This window comes from Streptomyces sp. NPDC052910, from assembly GCF_055585605.1.
The window spans coordinates 96,131-113,074 of record NZ_JBVJJR010000005.1 but is presented as its reverse complement, the minus strand read 5'-3'; the positions used below and the strand labels follow the sequence as shown (position 1 = coordinate 113,074).

Genomic DNA, 16,944 nt, shown 5'->3' with positions numbered 1-16,944 from the left:
CGCGAGCCAAGCCGCGAGCCAAGCCAAGAACGAAGCCGTGAGCCGAGTCGCGAGCCAAGCCGCGAGCCAAGCGGCGAACGAAGCCGCGAACCAAGCCGCGAACCAAGCCGCGAACCAAGCCGCGAAACAGGCTGCACACCGCGGGCCGCTGAGCGGCGATCCCATCGGCGTCCGAGCCGTTGACCTGGAGCGTCGGTCGCCGGGCCGGTCGGACGGTGGGTCTTCGGCCACCGGCACGGGCCGACGGCGGAACGTGAACCGCCGGCACGGTCCGACGCCGACGTCGGTGCCAGAACACGAGTTGCTGAGACACCTTCAGTCACGCCAGCCCCAACAGGCCCACCCGCCCCGGATATCGGCGAATCGTCGGTCGAAGCAGTGGCCTCCGCCACACGGACTCCCTACCATCGATCAACGCCAGGTCGATCGCCGTACCGCCGCACGAGCACTGCCGGGAGGCTCCATGATCCGCCGAAGGACCGCGCTCTCCGCCGCCGCCGGGCTGTTGGCCGCGACACCCCTGCTGACCGCCTGCGGTTCCACTCCGCACCCCGGCGCCGCGGCCGTCGTCGGCGACGACCGGATCACCGTGGCGCAGTTGCAGCGCCAGGTGAAGGACGTGCGCGACGCGCAGGAGTCGTCGCCGCAGGGTGAGCAGCTCACGGCCAACAGCGCGCGGCTCAGTCAGGACACCCTCATCCGGCTCGTCCAGTACCGGATCATCGAGAAGGCCGGGCGCGACAACGGGGTGGACGTCACCCGGCGCGAGCTCCAGGAGGAGCGGTCCCAGGTCGAGCACGCCAACGGCGGTGCCGAGGCGGTGCGCGGCCGCTTCCTGGCCCTGGGCATCGCCCCCGAGCAGATCGACCAGGCGCTCGCCATGGACCTCGTCCGCACCAAGCTCGACGGCAAGCTGGGCGCCGCGCGTACCAACGAGGTGCTGATGAAGACCTCGCAGGCGCTGCGTGTCGACATCAACCCGCGCTACGGCGCGTGGGACGCCAAGCGCGGCACCGCCCGGCCGTTGCAGGAGCCTTGGCTGCGGCCCGTCGCCCCGCCCGGCGCCGAGAGCCCGGTGTAGCGGGGACTCGGGAGGAGCCGGCAGCCCGGCGCGACCGCCTGCGGCCCCTGGGGCTGCCGGTGCCTCCGAGGCCGCCCGCGCCCCCTCGGGGCTCCCTCCCGTCCGCCGTCCCCTACGCTCGGCAGGGTGAACGACTCTGCGTCCCCGGCGGCCGGCCGGATCGTCCTGCTCACCACCAGCCACCGCGTCGCGCCCGGACTGCTGTCCTGGCCGGCGTGGCAGACGCTGCACGCCGCCGACCGGGTCCTGTGCGCCGACCCGGCCCACCCGCTGCTGCCCTACCTCGGGGAGGCCGGGATCACCGCCGAGACCCCGGAGGGGCCCTTCGACGCGCGGGCGCTCGTGGACGACTGTCTGGCCGGCGGCCGCACCGTCGTCGTGATCTCCTCGGCGGCGGGGGAGTCCGCGCTGACCGACGGCCTGGCCCGGCTGGCGGGCTCCGGCCGGCAGCGGATGCCGGCGCTGGAGCTGCTGCCCGGTTCGTACGACCTGCCGGGCTCCCGCCTCCTCGATCTGGTGCAGGTCATGGACCGGATCCGGGTGGCCTGCCCGTGGACCGGCATCCGGACCCATGAGGACCTGGGGAAGTACGGCCTGGAGGAGATGTACGAACTCGTCGAGGCCATCGAGACGGGCGACCGCGAGGCGCTCCGCGAGGAACTCGGCGACGTGCTGCTCCAGGTGGTCTTCCACGCGCGCATCGCCCAGGACGACCCCGACGAGCCGTTCGCGATCGACGACGTGGCGGGAACCATCGTCGACAAGCTCGTCCACCGGCATCCGCACGTCTTCGGGGACGCGGCGGCGGAGACGCCGGACGACGTCAGGGCCCACTGGACGCGGACCAAGGCGGCCGAGAAGCGCCGCGCGTCCGTGACCGAGGGGGTGCCGCTGGGGCAGCCGGCCCTCGCGCTCGCCGCCAAGCTCGCCTCCCGCGTCCGGGCCCAGGGCCTGGACGTGCCCCTTCCGGCCGGTGAGGGCGTCGGGTACGCGCTGCTGGCCATGGCGGTACGCGCCGAAGCGGAGGGCGTCGAACCGGAGACCGCGCTCCGCGCCGCCGCCCGCACCTACCGCGACGCCATCCGACAGGCGGAGGCGGACGGTACGGAGGAGGCGGTCAGTACGGAGGAGGCAGACGGGACGGAAGAGGGGGACGGCACGGAGGAGGGGGACGCGTAGTCCCTCGGGCGCGGGCGGCGGGTGCACACCCGTTCGGCTCAGTGGCGGTCTTGACCGGGCGCCCTCCGGGTAACCGGACTGCATGCGTACCGATGAGATGGTCCTCGCCCTGCCCGCCTGGGTCGGCGGCGCCGCCCCCTTCGCCGTCGGGCTCTGCGTCGGCGCCCTGCTGCTCCTCGCCTTCGTGTACGGAAAGCGGTGGCGCGAGAAGGAACCGCCGCCCCCGAGCCAGCCGCAGCGGCGGCAGGGCGCGTGGCAGACGCGTGAGGAGCACGACAGGGGTCCGTCGTCGCCGGACCACGGGCCCGGACACGACGACAACGGCGACGCAGTCGGCTACGTGACCGAGCACCGGGAGGCGGACCCGCTGCGCGCCGAGGGGCCGGGGGAGCGGCTGCTGCCGCACGAGCTCAGGAACCCGGGGAGCCACGAGGAGGAGCTCACCGAGGAACAGCGGAAGTGGAATCCCGGAAGCAGCGGTGCCTTCGGCAGCGGCGGGGGCGGTCACCACTAGGAAGCGGGGGCGGTCACCACTGGGGAGTCGCCGCCGGACGGTTCCCCGCCCGGGCGGAGAGGCATCCGTGTGGGGCGGCGCGGGTCAGGCACCTGCGGCCCCACGCCTCTCACCCCTCCCGCCCCTGCCATGCTCCGCGCCTGTCACAGAGCCCTGTCTCCTGGCCTCCCGCCTCCCGCCTCCCGCCTCCTGCCTCCCCCCCTCTCGTCAAGCCGGTCCCCGCGCCCCTTACGGACGCCCCCTAGTAGCGTCGGACCGTGCACGACAAAACCGACGACCACACGGACGGCCACACCGGCGACGCCGCCCGCGAGCGTGACGACGCCGCCCGCGACCGTGATGGCGGACACGCGCCCGCAGCCCCCGCCTGTCCCGTGGAGGGCCCCACCCCTCCCCTCTTCACGTGGGAGTTCGCGAGCGACCCGTACCCGGCGTACGCCTGGCTCCGCGAGCATGCCCCCGTGCACAAGACCGCCCTGCCGAGCGGTGTGGAGGCGTGGCTGGTCACCCGGTACGCCGACGCGCGGCAGGCGCTGGCGGACCAGCGGTTGTCGAAGAACCCCGTGCACCACTCCGAGTCCGCGCACGGCAAGGGCAAGGTGGGCATTCCGGGCGAGCGGAGCGCCAACCTCATGACGCACCTGCTCAACATCGATCCCCCGGACCACACGCGCTTGCGCCGTCTGGTTTCCAAGGCGTTCACGCCCCGGCGCGTCGCGGAGTTCGCGCCCCGCGTGCAGGAGCTCACGGACCGGCTCATCGACGGGTTCGCGGAGCGCGGGGAGGCGGACCTCATCCACGAGTTCGCGTTCCCGCTCCCCATCTACGCCATCTGCGACATGCTCGGCGTCCCGCCGGAGGACCAGGACGACTTCCGGGACTGGGCCGGGATGATGATCCGGCACGGCGGCGGGCCGCGTGGCGGAGTGGCCCGTTCGGTGAAGCGGATGCGGACGTACCTCGCCGAGCTGATCCACCGCAAGCGCGAGGACCTGGGCGACGACCTGATCTCCGGACTGATCAGGGCGAGCGACCACGGCGAGCACCTCACCGAGAACGAGGCCGCCGCCATGGCCTTCATCCTGCTCTTCGCCGGTTTCGAGACCACGGTCAATCTCATCGGCAACGGTACGTACGCGCTCCTGCGCAACCCCGGGGAGCGCGAGCGCCTCCAGCGCGCGCTGGACGCCGGGGACGAGAGCCTGCTGGAGACCGGGGTGGAGGAGCTGCTCCGGTACGACGGTCCGGTGGAGCTGGCGACGTGGCGGTTCGCCACCCGCGATCTGACGATCGGTGGGCAGCGGATCGCGGAGGGCGACCCCGTGCTCGTCGTCCTCGCCGCGGCCGACCGCGACCCGGAACGGTTCGCCGACCCCGACACCCTCGACCTCGCCCGCAGTGACAATCAGCACCTTGGGTACGGGCACGGCATCCACTACTGCCTCGGGGCGCCGCTCGCGCGGCTGGAGGGCCGGACGGCGCTCGCGACGCTGTTGCGGCGCCTCCCCGACCTGCGACTTTCCGCCGATCCGGCCGATCTCCGCTGGCGCGGCGGGCTCATCATGCGGGGTCTGCGGACCCTGCCCGTGGCCTTCTCTCCGGAGCCCGGGCAGACGGGCACATGACTATACGTCAACTGGGCTTGACCATCATCCGGTGCTGATCACGGTGGGTTGTGGCCTCTGAGGGCCCTGGCTATCTTCTGCGGTCATATTCAGCAGCCACACGATCGGCAGCCGTCGGCAGCCGGTCGGCAGCTAGATGAGAGGTGATCGCATGCTCTCCGGGAAAGGCCGACATCGCCGTCCCCGTCAACTGCCCGCCGTGGTCGTCGCCGCGGGCGTGACGGGCGCCGGGATCGCCATGCCCCTGCTCGGTGCCACCACGGCCGACGCCGCGGACGCCCCCACCTGGGACCGCGTCGCCCAGTGCGAGAGCGGCGGCCTGTGGAGCGCGGACACGGGCAACGGGTTCTACGGCGGACTGCAGCTCACCCCCGAGATGTGGGAGCAGTACGGCGGAACGGAGTACGCGCCGCGCCCCGACCAGGCCAGCCGCGCCCAGCAGATCGCCGTCGCCCAGCGCATCCTCGACGCCCGCGGCCCGTACGCCTGGCCCGCCTGCGCGGTCAAGTCCGACCTGGCCAAGGACGGCCGGGCGCCCGAGGTGAACCCGGGCATGCCGCACGACGCCGTCGAGGGTTCGTCGCACGCGTCGGGTTCCGGAACGTCCGGACGGTCCGACTCCGGCCGGACGCGGGACACATCGTCCGACAAGGCCGGTGACAGGGCCGACGGGAAGGCCGGTGAGACGTCGACGGGCGCCTCCACCGGGAAGGGCGGCTCCTCCGGCAAGGGCGGTTCCTCAGGAAAGGACGCCGCCTCCGACGCCAACCGGTCGACCGACAAGGCCGACAAGGGCAATACGGGCGAGAAGGCCGGCGAGCACGGCACCGGCACCACCGATGCCTCCGGGAAGCCGGGGCAGCCGGAGAAGCCCTCCGGTGAGGACCGCGACACGTCCACCGGCTCGTCCGCCGGCGGCAAGCACCGCAAGCCGGACGGCGGCGGGGCGGACGGCTCGTCCGACGCGGCGTCCGCCGACTCGGCGACCGACGCGAAGGCCGGCCGCGAGAGCGGTTCCGAGGCCGGCCGGGACTCCGGCCAGGGCGCCGGAACGTCCGTGTCAGGAACGCTCGATGAGCGGGCGGGCTCCGGCGCGGGCAAGCACCGCGCGGAGCCGTCCGGTTCCGGTGGCGAGCGCGCGTCGCGCGGCGCCGAGCGCGGGCGCGCCGACGCGACAGCCGTTCACGACTACACCGTGCGCCCCGGTGACAACCTGTCAGAGATCGCCCAGGAGCACCGGGTCGAGGGCGGCTGGCACCGCGTGTACCAGGACAACAAAAAGGTCGTGGGGGGCGATCCCGACCTGATTCACCCCGGTCAGCAGCTCGAACTGAAGAAGTAGCGGGGGAGTTCGCGTCGAATGTCCGTTCCGGAGGAAAGTGAGACATGGGTCTCGTTGACATCGGCGCGGAGACGGCTCGTCAGAATCCCGAGAAACCATTCCCACCTGCGGAAACGGTGAGTTCCCCGGGGTGGGGGGAGCAGGCGGTGGCTGAAAAGGAGGGTTTGAACCCATAGGCCGTCTGTGCTTAACGTCGTCATCGCTCGCCATCGCGAGCACCACGGTCGTCACGCCGAATCCTGCCGGCGGCCGGGGGAGTCGTCGCGCAAGCGCCGTAGGCAGGAGCGGGGGAACCACGGTAGGTCGCCGGAACGGTTCATCGGTCAACGACCGACGTACCGGTACGGCTTGGGGTGAAGCCTGGTGAGCGCAAGCCACCGGGCCGGGCAACTCACGCCCGAACCCGACAGCTCACCTCGTAGGCGCCGGTGAGGAAACCGAGTCATGTCCAAGGGCAAGCACCGTCGTCCGAACAAGGCCGTCCGCATCGCCACGCTCGCGGGTGTCACCGGCGCCGCAGTCGCCGCCCCGCTGATGATGGCCACGTCCGCCCACGCCGCCTCCGTGGAGACCTGGGACCGTGTGGCCCAGTGCGAGTCCGGCGGCAACTGGTCGATCAACACCGGCAACGGCTACTACGGCGGCCTGCAGTTCTCGCAGTCCTCGTGGGCGGCCATGGGCGGCACCCAGTACGCGCCGCGCGCCGACCTGGCCAGCAAGGGCCAGCAGATCCTGGTCGCCGAGAAGCTGCTCGCCGCCCAGGGCCCCGGAGCCTGGGGCTGCGCCGGTGAGGGCGGCCTGACCCGCGGTGGCGGCTCCCCGCAGGTCGACGGCTCCGGCTCCGGCAAGGTCGTCTCCAAGTCGGCCTCGGGCCAGCGTTCGACCGGCCAGAGCCACGCCGACCGCAGCGAGCGCAAGGCCGCGCCGAAGCACGCCGCCCCGCAGCGGGAGGCCGAGGAGGCCCCGGCCGCCCCGGCCGCCAAGCCGGCCGCGCCGAAGCACGCCGCGCCGAAGACCGTCAAGATCGGTGACGGCGAGTACGAGGTGAAGGAAGGCGACACCCTCGCCAAGATCGCCGAGGCCAAGAAGGTCAAGGGCGGCTGGGAGAAGCTCTACGACCGCAACAAGGACGTCGTGGACAGCGCCGACCTCATCTTCCCCGGCCAGAAGCTGCACCTCAGCTAAGGCCGAGGCGCATTCCGGGGCCGGGAGTCAGGGCCGCGAGCCGTGGCTGTGGCCCGTGCCGCGTCGTCGTACGCGGCCGGGCCTCGCGATCGGGCCTCCCGATCGGGCCTCGCGGCCGGGGTTCTCGCGGCCGCGGGCGGTGCGCACCACCGCCCGTACCGCGGCACCCACCCGTACCCCAGCCTCCGTACCACCGGCCCGGAACGCCGTTCCCGGGCCCAGCGGAACCGCCCCGCTCCGATGCGACCGATCCCCCCCCGGGCCGCATCAGAGCGGGGCTCCGCCGTTTCCGCGCACGGTCGGCAGATGGTCGGCATGCAACCGGCGCGCGGCCGGCGCCACGTCGCGCGGCCGGCATCACGTCTCGAGACCGGCCCGGGTCGCGGACGAACGGCCCCTCGCCCGGCTCCCCGTCCGGCACGTCCGGCTCCCTGTGCGGCGCATCCCGGCCCCCGTACGGCGCGTCCCCGTTTCCCCCGCCGGTTCCCCGTTGAGCGAACACCCCGCCCATTCGTCCCTTGATCTCGGCGTTTGTGCCATTTTTCCGGCGGGGTGGCGCTCCGGGGGCGGGTGGACCCTCCGGCGCCCGTTAGGCTCGTGCTGCAGAACGCTGGAGTACCCAGACACACACGAAGGAGACCCTCGTGCCGTCCATCGACGTCGTCGTAGCTCGCGAGATCCTCGACTCGCGAGGCAACCCCACGGTCGAGGTCGAGGTCGGCCTCGACGACGGCTCCACCGGCCGCGCCGCGGTGCCGTCCGGCGCCTCGACCGGTGCTTTCGAGGCCATCGAGCTCCGTGACGGGGACAAGAACCGCTACCTGGGCAAGGGCGTCGAGAAGGCCGTGCTGGCCGTCATCGAGCAGATCGGCCCGGAGCTCGTCGGCTACGACGCCACCGAGCAGCGCCTGATCGACCAGGCCATGTTCGACCTGGACGCCACCGACAACAAGGGCTCCCTGGGCGCCAACGCCATCCTGGGCGTCTCCCTGGCCGTCGCGCACGCCGCCTCCGAGGCCTCGGACCTCCCCCTCTTCCGCTACCTCGGCGGCCCGAACGCGCACCTGCTGCCCGTTCCGATGATGAACATCCTGAACGGCGGCTCGCACGCCGACTCCAACGTGGACATCCAGGAGTTCATGATCGCGCCGATCGGCGCCGAGTCCTTCTCCGAGGCGCTGCGCTGGGGCACCGAGGTCTACCACACCCTCAAGGCCGTGCTGAAGGCCAAGGGCCTGTCCACCGGCCTGGGCGACGAGGGCGGCTTCGCCCCGAACCTCGGCTCCAACCGCGAGGCCCTCGACCTCATCCTCGAGGCCATCAAGCAGGCCGGTTACACCCCCGGCCAGGACATCGCGCTCGCGCTCGACGTGGCCGCCTCCGAGTTCTACAAGGACGGCGTCTACACCTTCGAGGGCAAGAGCCGCACCGCCGCCGAGATGACCGACTACTACGCCGAGCTCGTCGAGGCGTACCCGCTGGTCTCCATCGAGGACCCGCTGTTCGAGGACGACTGGGACGGCTGGAAGACCATCACCGAGCGCCTCGGCGACGCGGTCCAGCTCGTCGGTGACGACCTGTTCGTCACCAACCCCGAGCGCCTCGCCCGCGGCATCGAGGAGGGCGCCGCCAACGCCCTGCTGGTCAAGGTCAACCAGATCGGTTCGCTGACCGAGACCCTGGACGCCGTCGAGCTGGCCCAGCGCAACGGCTTCAAGTGCATGATGTCCCACCGTTCCGGCGAGACCGAGGACGTCACCATCGCCGACCTGGCCGTCGCCACCAACTGCGGCCAGATCAAGACCGGTGCCCCGGCCCGCTCCGAGCGCGTCGCCAAGTACAACCAGTTGCTGCGCATCGAGGAGATCCTCGACGACGCCGCGGTGTACGCCGGCCGCAGCGCGTTCCCGCGCTTCCGCCAGGGCTGATCGCTCCGTACGCGCCGGTGGCGCGGCAGCGCACAGGGCGCGTGCGAGGCTGACAAAGCCTCACGCCTCACCCCGTCCCCGGCCATGGTCCCGTACCGTGGCCGGGGACGGTTTTGGCATGCGGTCCGGCTTCGGTGAAGCCGGCAGCGGGGAGGCGATGTGGCGGCGGAACGGTTTTCCACCGCGACCAGGCTCAAAGCGATCGGCACGGTCCTGGTCCAGGGGCCGGACGCCCGGGGCCGGCGCACCCGTCCGCCGCGCCGCAGCCGGCTCACCGGCCGCGCGGCGCTGCTGGCCCTGGTCGTCTGTTCGCTGATCGTCGCCCTGGCCTACCCCATGCGCCAGTGGGTCACCCAGCGTTCGGACATCGACGACCAGCGGCACCGCTCCGAGCAGGCCAAGGAGCAGGTGAAGCGGCTGCGCGAGGAGAAGGCGCGGCTGGAGGACCCGGCGTACGTGGAACGGCTGGCGCGCGAACACCTGCACTACGTCCGTCCCGGCGAAACCGGTTACACGGTGGTGGACGGCAGCGGCAACGCCCGGCACCGCCGCGACCAGGGCGCCGCCGACCGGCCGTGGTACGTCAACCTGTGGGACGGCGTGGACACGTCGGACGCCCACCGCTGACGCGCCCCACTCCAACCTTCCGGACCTCCTCCTTCCGGACCGTCTCTTTCCGGATCTCCTTCTTCCAGGCCTCCTCCGACTTCCGGACCTCCTCCGACTTTCCGACCCTCCGACACGAGCGAGCACATGGACACCCCTCCTCCCCAGACCGAGCCCACCCAGCCCACCGACGCGGACATCGCCGCGTTCAAGGAGCAGCTCGGCCGCCCCCCGCGCGGCCTGCGGGCGATCGCCCACCGCTGCCCCTGCGGCAACCCGGACGTCGTCGAGACCGCGCCGCGGCTGGAGGACGGCACGCCGTTCCCGACGCTCTACTACCTGACGTGCCCCCGCGCGGCCTCCGCCATCGGCACGCTGGAGGCCGAGGGCGTGATGAAGGAGATGAGCGCCCGGCTGCAGAGCGACCCGGAGCTGGCCGCCGCGTACCGTGCCGCGCACGAGGACTACATCCGCCGGCGCGACGCCATCGAGGTGCTGGAGGGCTTCCCCAGCGCGGGCGGCATGCCGGACCGGGTGAAGTGCCTGCACGTGCTCGTGGGCCACTCGCTGGCGGCCGGCCCCGGCGTCAACCCGCTGGGGGACGAGACGATCGCGATGCTGCCGGAGTGGTGGCGCAAGGGCCCGTGTGTGTCGCCGTGCGGCGCGCCCTCGGAGTCCGGCACCTCCGGCAGCTCCGACACCGAGGAATAAGGAGTACAGGCATGACCCGCGTTGCCGCGATCGACTGCGGTACGAACTCGATCCGTCTGCTCGTCGCCGACCTCGACCCCGCCACGGGAGCGTTCAAGGAGCTCGACCGGCGGATGACGATCGTCCGGCTCGGCCAGGGCGTGGACCGCACCGGGCGGTTCGCGCCGGAGGCGCTGGAGCGGACGTTCGCCGCGTGCCGGGAGTACGCCGAGGCGATCCGGGCGCACGGCGCGGAGCGGGTGCGGTTCGTCGCCACCTCGGCGTCCCGGGACGTGAAGAACCGCGCGGAGTTCGTTGCCGGCGTCAAGGACATCCTGGGCGTCGAGCCCGAGGTGATCACGGGTGACCTGGAGGCGGAGTTCTCCTTCACCGGCGCCACCAAGGAGCTCACGGGCCGCACCGACCTCGACCGCCCCTTCCTGGTCGTGGACATCGGCGGCGGCTCGACGGAGTTCGTCGTCGGCGACGACCGGGTACGGGCGGCACGCAGCGTGGACGTCGGCTGCGTCCGCATGACGGAACGTCACCTCGTCGCGGACGGCGCGGTCGTGGACCCGCCGTCGCCCGAGCGGATCGCCGCCATACGGGCCGACATCGAGGCCGCCCTCGACCTCGCCGAGCGGACCGTCCCCCTCCGCGAGGCCCGCACGCTCGTCGGCCTGGCCGGCTCGGTCACCACGGTGGCCGCCATCGCCCTCGGCCTCCCCGAGTACGACTCGACGGCCATCCACCACGCCCGCATCCCCCTGGACCACGTCCGCGAGGTCACCACCCGCCTCCTCACCTCCACCCACGAGGAACGAGCGGCCATCCCGGTGCTGCACCCGGGGCGGGTGGACGTGATCGCGGCCGGCGCGCTCGTCCTCCAATGCCTGATGGAGCGGATCGGGGCGACGGACGTCGTGGTGAGCGAGCACGACATCCTGGACGGCATCGCCTGGAAGACGGCCGAGGAGGCCTGAGGCGGGCGGGGCAGCGGGGTCGGCCGGATACGGCGAGACCTGCGGACAGGGTCCCGGTACCGGGTCGTACCGGGACCCTCGCCGCGGCGGCGCTCATATCGGACAGTCAACCATCGTTGCGGTCCACCTTTCCGGGGTTTGAGGGACATGCCCGACCGGCCGGTGGAGACCTCGGCGGGACCTTGACCGCTGCCCGTGAACGCCTAGGGCCAAGGGTCAGGAGGGGCCTCTCCGGAGGAAGGCCGCGGCGGCTTCGGCGATGAGCCGGTGCTCATGGGGGCTGACGCCTTTGGTGATGCCGGGATAGTCCACGAAGGCCAGCGCCACGACGGTCGAACGGATGCTGCCCTCCGGGAGCCTGATGCGCCCGATGTCGTCGGCCGTCAGGGGTCCACACGCGAAGAGGTAAGCCGTGGAAGCGGTGTCGGGGACCGGTTCCGTTCCGAGGAGGAAGCGTGGTTCGACGCGGAGCCGGAGAACTCGGCGTACGTGGTACGCCATCGCGCTCCGGGCCGATTCTTCCGGCAGGGCCGGCCCGCCGGGAAGGCGCCACCGTCCGTCCCCTCCCTTCAGCATGAGGAGACGTCCGTCGGCATCGGTGATATGGGCGAGGCCCAGGGCGTGGGAGGCAGGCGGCATGGCTCTCTTCCTGTGTGGATCGGTGATTTCTCGGGGGCGAAGCAGGCTTGACGACCCGTTGGGGGCCTCGTGGTCGAACCCGGTCGCTTAGCCCTCACTGGGCCGCCCTCTCGGGAGCGATGTGCTTTCACCATGCCGGTCCGTCTTCGCACTGATCCACTGCCAGGCCGTATACGGCCGCCGTATATTGCGGCCATGGAGCCGGAGCCGGACGTCTGGGCGCACCCACGGTTACGGGCCGCCGTGGCGGCCGAGGACTGGGCTGCGCTGTTGAAGGGGTGGCGGGCGCTGACCCGGGCCACTCAAAGTGAACTTGGGGCCCGCGTGGGGCTGTCGCAGCCTGATGTCTCCGCGATCGAGAACCGGCGGCGGACGGTCACCTCGGCCGAGGTGCGGCAGCGGATCGTCCGGGGGCTGGATGTACCGGCCGAGCTGCTGGGTGGCGCGAAAGCCGAGCTGCCGCTGCCCTCGCTGGTGCTGCCCGAGGTGGTCGCGGACCCCGCGATGGAACGGCTGCGACGGGTCGGGGACGGCCGGGTGCGCTTGGACGTGGCCTCTCTCGAAGCGATGGAAAGCTTGCTCGCCTCTCATCGCCGGGCCGAGGACACGCTCGGTTCGCGGGTCATGGCCGGGGTCGTGGCCGCCCAGTTCGAGCGGGTGGCCGGGCTGTACGGCCAGGCGCGGGGGCCGCTGGCGGACCGGCTGGTGAGGTTGGTGGCGGAGTACGCGCAGTTCCTCGCGTGGATCGCGCAGGACCAGGACAACACCCCGCTCGCTTTGGGGTGGTTCGACCGGTCCTACGACTGGGCGCTGGAGGCCGGGCACGGTGATCTGGCGGCCACGACCATGAGCATGAAGGCCCATCTCGCCTGGTCGAAGGGCAGAGGGCGGGGGTGCGTCCGGCTCGCGGAAGCGGCGGTGGCCACGGCCGGGGTGAGCCGGGCGACGCGGGCCATGGCGCTGCAGATGGCGGGGCGGGGGTGCGCGCTCGACGGCGATCCCGAAGGCGCGTACCGCAATCTGGACGAAGCGCACCGGGTCGTTCGGGAGGCGCGTGACGCTCCGCCCTGGCTGTACTTCTACGGCGAGTCCTGGTTCTCGGCGCAGCGGGGCATGGCCGACCTGCACCTGAAGGACTGGGCCAGTGCCGTCGACCACTTGGTGGTGGGGCTCGCCGGTTTCGCGCCCGGATTCCGGCGGGACAGAGCCTGGTACGGGGCGTGCCTCGCGCACGCCTACGCGGGGGCCGGTGAGGCCGACGCGGCGTTGGACGCGGCGCTGGCCGTCGTCGGTGACGCGGCGGCGATCGGGCGTCCACACGCGTGGGGCGAGCTGCATGCGGTGGCGGCGCTGTTGCTGCGGCGCAAGGCTCGGGAGGGGCGCGTGCTCGTGGACGTTCTGGCGGGTCCGGACTGAGCGCGGAGGCCGTTCCTTGGCGCCGTTACCGGTGCGTCCGAGGGGGTCCCGGCGGACCCCGGCAGCGGAGCGGCGCTCCTTCGGGGAAAAAGTTCGTGAAATCCTTCACATGAAAATGAGGGACTGGAACGCTGGTCCAGTGCCGATCGGCCCCCATCAGGGGCCGAAGGGGCCCGGATGAGCGGCAACGGGTCTTCCGTGACTGCGGAGAAGGAACGTTCAGGCAGGGCTGCGGAGCCGAGTGGTCCAGTTGCGTTCCAGGGCGCAAGGCCAGCTCAGCGGGGGTGATCAACGCGTTTCGGGGGTCCGTGGTTCCCTGGAAGGGGTATGGCGTCGGTCACGTGGGCGGCGCAGTGTAGCAGACAGCACCTAACGTCTAGTGAAGGGGCGCACGAGCACCCCTTCGGGGTGTGCTGGATACTCGAATCATGAGCACCACGGAGCGTCCACGGATCCTCGTAGTAGGCGGTGGGTACGTCGGCCTGTATGCGGCGCGTCGCATCCTGAAGAAGATGCGGTACGGCGAGGCGACCGTCACGGTCGTCGACCCGCGCTCGTACATGACGTACCAGCCTTTCCTCCCCGAAGCAGCGGCCGGCAGCATCTCGCCGCGTCACGTCGTGGTGCCGCTGCGACGTGTGCTCCCCAAGGCGGAGGTCCTCACCGGCCGCGTCACCACCATCGACCAGGACCGCAAGGTCGCCACGATCGCCCCGCTGGTGGGCGAGGCGTACGAGCTGCCCTTCGACTACCTGGTCATCGCGATGGGCGCGGTCTCCCGTACCTTCCCGATCCCCGGCCTCGCCGAGAACGGCATCGGCATGAAGGGCATCGAGGAGGCCATCGGCCTGCGCAACCACGTCCTCGAGCAGTTGGACAAGGCCGACTCGACCACCGACGAGGAGATCCGCCGCAAGGCGCTCACCTTCGTCTTCGTCGGCGGCGGCTTCGCCGGCGCCGAGACGATCGGCGAGGTCGAGGACATGGCCCGCGACGCGGCCAAGCACTACCGGAACGTGAAGCGCGAGGACATGCGCTTCATCCTGGTCGACGCCGCCGACAAGATCCTCCCCGAGGTCGGCCCCAAGCTCGGCCAGTACGGCAAGGAGCACCTGGAGAGCCGCGGGGTGGAGATCCACCTCTCGACGTCCATGGACTCCTGCGTCGACGGTCACGTCGTGCTCAAGAACGGCCTCGAGGTCGACGCCAACACGATCGTGTGGACGGCGGGCGTCAAGCCCAACCCGGCGCTGGCCCGCTTCGGCCTGCCGCTCGGTCCGCGCGGCCACGTGGACACCCAGGCGACCCTCCAGGTGCAGGGCACCGACTACATCTGGGCCGCGGGCGACAACGCCCAGGTCCCGGACCTCGTCGGCCGCAAGGCGGGCAACGAGAACGCCTGGTGCCCGCCCAACGCCCAGCACGCGCTGCGCCAGGCCAAGGTCCTCGGCGACAACGTGGTCTCCGGCATGCGGGGCTTCCCGCAGAAGGAGTACAGCCACGCCAACAAGGGTGCGGTCGCCGGTCTCGGCCTGCACAAGGGCGTCGCGATGATCGTCATGGGCAAGATGAAGATCAAGCTCAAGGGTCGTCTCGCCTGGTACATGCACCGCGGCTACCACGGTCTGGCCATGCCGACCTGGAACCGGAAGATCCGCATCTTCGCCGACTGGACGCTGGGCATGTTCCTCAAGCGTGAGGTCGTCTCGCTCGGCGCCATGGAGAACCCCCGCGAGGAGTTCTACGAGGCCGCCAAGCCCGCTCCGCAGCCGGCCGACGCGGTCCCGACCCAGAAGGCCAAGGCCGGCTGAGTCGACCGCCGGCGGACCACGCACGGCATCCGCACAAGGGCGTCCACCAAATCCGTGGGGTGGGCGCCCTTCGGCGTGCCCTCCCGCATGCGCCGGTCACCCGGGCGTGCCACGTGCCCCCCCGGGCACCCGAGCGCACCCCGGTCCCGAGCGCGCCGCGTCGCGATCCGGCCGCCCTCCGTGCGCTGCCCCGCGCCCCCGGGCCGTCCCTCTCCGCCCCAGACGTGCCCGCGACTCCCGTACGTGGGCCATCCCTCGCACGCCCCGCCTCGCCCCACGCGTGCCCGCCACTCCCGTACGCGGGCCACCCGTCGCACGCCGCATCGCACGCCCCATCGCGCGCGCCGCCCTCCCCCCCTCGTGCGCCGGTCGACCTCCGCCCGCCGGCCCCGGGTACCCCACCGCCCCCCTGCGCCCCCGAGAGCACCCCCTGCTCGGCCGTCGTGGCGATTTCCCTCCCCCGGTACGAAGGTGACGCACTCCCGTTGGGAAGGACTACAGCACGGCTCGCCGGTGTTTAGGTGTCAGATGAACCTATTTCGTCGAAGCTGACTCCTGACGCTGCATCATGGAGGTGTGCGACATGGCCCAGGCCGCCCGACGGCTCGCCGACCTCGCGGAACGGGTACTGGGGGCGCCGCTCCCGGTCCGGCTCCGCGCCTGGGACCGCAGCGAGGCGGGTCCGCCCGGTGCGCCGGTGCTCGTCGTCCGCAACCGCCGTGCCCTCCGCCGCCTGCTCTGGAAGCCGGGCGAGCTCGGTCTGGCCCGGGCGTGGGTGGCCGGGGACCTGGACGTCGAGGGTGATCTCTACGCGGCCCTCGACCTGCTCGCCGAGTCCATCTGGGAGCGCGGCGAGGAGCCCGCCCGCGGCGGCCGGCTCAGGTCCGCCCTGGACACCGTGCGGGACCCGCGGCTGCGGGCCGCCGGCCGGGAGCTGCTCCGCCTCGCCGGCCCCTGGACGCCCCCCGCCCCGCCTCCGGAGGAGGCCCGCGGGACGTCCGGCCGGCTGCACAGCCTCCGCCGCGACAAGCAGGCCATCAGCCACCACTACGACGTCGGCAACGCCTTCTATGAACTCGTCCTCGGCCCCTCGATGGTCTACTCGTGCGCCTACTGGGAGCCCGAGGGCACCCTGGAGGACGCCCAGCGCGCCAAGCTCGACCTGGTCTGCCGCAAGCTGGGCCTGGCCCCCGGCGCGCGCCTGCTCGACGTCGGCTGCGGCTGGGGCTCGATGGTGCTGCACGCCGCCCGCGAGTACGGGGTGACCGCCGTCGGCATCACCCTCTCCGAGGAGCAGGCGGGTTACGCCCGCAAGCGGATCGCCGAGGCCGGACTGACGGACCGGGTGGAGATCCGCGTCCAGGACTACCGCGAGATCTCCGACGGGCCCTTCGACGCGATCTCCTCCATCGGCATGGCCGAACACGTCGGCCGCGAGCGCTACGCCGAGTACGCCGCCGATCTGTACGCGCTGCTGCGGCCCGGCGGCCGGCTGCTCAACCACCAGATCGCCCGCCGGCCGCTGAAGGACGAGGAGGCGTACCGGGTCGACGAGTTCATCGACCGCTACGTCTTCCCCGACGGCGAACTGGCGCCCGTCGGACGGACGGTGGCCCAGTTGGAGGAGGCCGGGTTCGAGGTCCGGGACGTCGAGGCGCTGCGCGAGCACTACGCGCTGACGCTGCGGCGGTGGGTGGCCAACCTGGAGGCGCGCTGGGGCGAGGCCGTGCGGCTGACCTCGCCGGGGCGCGCCCGGGTGTGGCGGCTCTACATGGCCGCCTCGGCGCTGGCGTTCGAGCGCAACCGGATCGGCGTCAACCAGGTGCTGGCCGTGCGGACTCCCGGATCCGGTGATCCGGGGCTGCCGCTGCGCACCCGGGAGTGGCGGTCCTGACAACGGCCGGAGGGCCCGGTTCCGTAGCGGAACCGGGCCCTCCTGGCGGTC

At 72.2% G+C, this 16,944-nt stretch carries 14 protein-coding genes and 1 riboswitch; of the genes, 13 read left to right on the top strand and 1 reads right to left on the bottom strand.

Going from position 1 to position 16,944, the window contains the following annotated elements:
- The first annotated feature begins 463 nt into the window (after positions 1-463).
- The 10 genes from ACZ6X9_RS19685 (at position 464) to ACZ6X9_RS19640 (ending at position 11,133) form a co-directional block, all read left to right on the top strand.
- A complete protein-coding gene (locus ACZ6X9_RS19685) occupies positions 464-1,081 on the top strand; it encodes a SurA N-terminal domain-containing protein (RefSeq protein ID WP_469779276.1) in 618 nt (205 codons plus the stop codon).
- A 126-nt stretch (positions 1,082-1,207) separates the two neighbouring features.
- Positions 1,208-2,260 (top strand): nucleoside triphosphate pyrophosphohydrolase, encoded by a 1,053-nt coding sequence (locus tag ACZ6X9_RS19680; RefSeq protein WP_469779275.1) that lies wholly within the window; start codon positions 1,208-1,210, stop codon positions 2,258-2,260.
- Between the two features lie 82 nt (positions 2,261-2,342).
- On the top strand, positions 2,343-2,774 hold the full coding sequence (locus ACZ6X9_RS19675) for a DUF6479 family protein (protein WP_436784277.1): 432 nt from the start codon (positions 2,343-2,345) through the stop codon (positions 2,772-2,774).
- A 374-nt stretch (positions 2,775-3,148) separates the two neighbouring features.
- The gene (locus ACZ6X9_RS19670) at positions 3,149-4,399 is read left to right on the top strand and encodes a cytochrome P450 family protein (RefSeq protein ID WP_469779621.1); all 1,251 of its coding nucleotides are present in this window, start codon (positions 3,149-3,151) and stop codon (positions 4,397-4,399) included.
- A 151-nt stretch (positions 4,400-4,550) separates the two neighbouring features.
- Entirely contained in the window at positions 4,551-5,741 is a 1,191-nt protein-coding gene (locus ACZ6X9_RS19665; RefSeq protein ID WP_469779274.1) for a transglycosylase family protein, read from the top strand.
- A 260-nt stretch (positions 5,742-6,001) separates the two neighbouring features.
- Positions 6,002-6,181, top strand: a riboswitch (cyclic di-AMP (ydaO/yuaA leader).
- A gap of 4 nt (positions 6,182-6,185) precedes the next feature.
- On the top strand, positions 6,186-6,926 hold the full coding sequence (locus tag ACZ6X9_RS19660) for a transglycosylase family protein (protein ID WP_469779273.1): 741 nt from the start codon (positions 6,186-6,188) through the stop codon (positions 6,924-6,926).
- Positions 6,927-7,570: 644 nt separating this feature from the next.
- Positions 7,571-8,854, top strand: a complete 1,284-nt coding sequence (eno, locus tag ACZ6X9_RS19655; RefSeq protein ID WP_185942684.1) for a phosphopyruvate hydratase — start codon at positions 7,571-7,573, stop codon at positions 8,852-8,854.
- A 159-nt stretch (positions 8,855-9,013) separates the two neighbouring features.
- On the top strand, positions 9,014-9,481 hold the full coding sequence (locus tag ACZ6X9_RS19650) for an FtsB family cell division protein (RefSeq protein ID WP_469779272.1): 468 nt from the start codon (positions 9,014-9,016) through the stop codon (positions 9,479-9,481).
- Positions 9,482-9,607: 126 nt separating this feature from the next.
- Positions 9,608-10,171 carry a DUF501 domain-containing protein gene (locus ACZ6X9_RS19645; protein ID WP_469779271.1) on the top strand — a complete coding sequence of 188 codons (564 nt, stop codon included), beginning with the start codon at positions 9,608-9,610 and terminating at the stop codon, positions 10,169-10,171.
- A gap of 11 nt (positions 10,172-10,182) precedes the next feature.
- Positions 10,183-11,133, top strand: coding sequence for a Ppx/GppA phosphatase family protein (locus ACZ6X9_RS19640; RefSeq protein WP_469779270.1), 951 nt, complete (start codon positions 10,183-10,185; stop codon positions 11,131-11,133).
- Positions 11,134-11,349: 216 nt separating this feature from the next.
- On the opposite strand, the gene ACZ6X9_RS19635 is transcribed toward ACZ6X9_RS19640, so the two are convergent.
- The gene (locus ACZ6X9_RS19635; RefSeq protein WP_469779269.1) at positions 11,350-11,772 is read right to left on the bottom strand and encodes an NUDIX hydrolase; all 423 of its coding nucleotides are present in this window, start codon (positions 11,770-11,772) and stop codon (positions 11,350-11,352) included.
- A 195-nt stretch (positions 11,773-11,967) separates the two neighbouring features.
- Between ACZ6X9_RS19635 and ACZ6X9_RS19630 the strand changes: the two genes are divergently transcribed.
- The 3 genes from ACZ6X9_RS19630 to ACZ6X9_RS19620 all read left to right on the top strand — a co-directional run bounded on the left by ACZ6X9_RS19630 (position 11,968) and on the right by ACZ6X9_RS19620 (position 16,893).
- The gene (locus ACZ6X9_RS19630) at positions 11,968-13,188 is read left to right on the top strand and encodes a helix-turn-helix domain-containing protein (protein ID WP_469779268.1); all 1,221 of its coding nucleotides are present in this window, start codon (positions 11,968-11,970) and stop codon (positions 13,186-13,188) included.
- 428 nt (positions 13,189-13,616) lie between these two features.
- On the top strand, positions 13,617-14,999 hold the full coding sequence (locus ACZ6X9_RS19625; protein ID WP_469779267.1) for an NAD(P)/FAD-dependent oxidoreductase: 1,383 nt from the start codon (positions 13,617-13,619) through the stop codon (positions 14,997-14,999).
- Positions 15,000-15,582: 583 nt separating this feature from the next.
- On the top strand, positions 15,583-16,893 hold the full coding sequence (locus ACZ6X9_RS19620) for a class I SAM-dependent methyltransferase (RefSeq protein ID WP_469779266.1): 1,311 nt from the start codon (positions 15,583-15,585) through the stop codon (positions 16,891-16,893).
- Positions 16,894-16,944 lie beyond the last annotated feature (51 nt).

Excerpts from the sequence above, each read along its gene's own strand:
- ACZ6X9_RS19635 (WP_469779269.1), bottom strand. The coding sequence starts at position 11,772 with ATGCCGCCTGCCTCCCACGCCCTGGGCCTCGCCCATATCACCGATGCC.
- ACZ6X9_RS19620 (WP_469779266.1), top strand. The coding sequence starts at position 15,583 with ATGGCCCAGGCCGCCCGACGGCTCGCCGACCTCGCGGAACGGGTACTG.
- ACZ6X9_RS19640 (WP_469779270.1), top strand. The coding sequence starts at position 10,183 with ATGACCCGCGTTGCCGCGATCGACTGCGGTACGAACTCGATCCGTCTG.
- ACZ6X9_RS19630 (WP_469779268.1), top strand. The coding sequence starts at position 11,968 with ATGGAGCCGGAGCCGGACGTCTGGGCGCACCCACGGTTACGGGCCGCC.
- ACZ6X9_RS19675 (WP_436784277.1), top strand. The coding sequence starts at position 2,343 with ATGCGTACCGATGAGATGGTCCTCGCCCTGCCCGCCTGGGTCGGCGGC.
- ACZ6X9_RS19685 (WP_469779276.1), top strand. The coding sequence starts at position 464 with ATGATCCGCCGAAGGACCGCGCTCTCCGCCGCCGCCGGGCTGTTGGCC.
- ACZ6X9_RS19665 (WP_469779274.1), top strand. The coding sequence starts at position 4,551 with ATGCTCTCCGGGAAAGGCCGACATCGCCGTCCCCGTCAACTGCCCGCC.
- ACZ6X9_RS19645 (WP_469779271.1), top strand. The coding sequence starts at position 9,608 with ATGGACACCCCTCCTCCCCAGACCGAGCCCACCCAGCCCACCGACGCG.
- ACZ6X9_RS19625 (WP_469779267.1), top strand. The coding sequence starts at position 13,617 with ATGAGCACCACGGAGCGTCCACGGATCCTCGTAGTAGGCGGTGGGTAC.
- ACZ6X9_RS19660 (WP_469779273.1), top strand. The coding sequence starts at position 6,186 with ATGTCCAAGGGCAAGCACCGTCGTCCGAACAAGGCCGTCCGCATCGCC.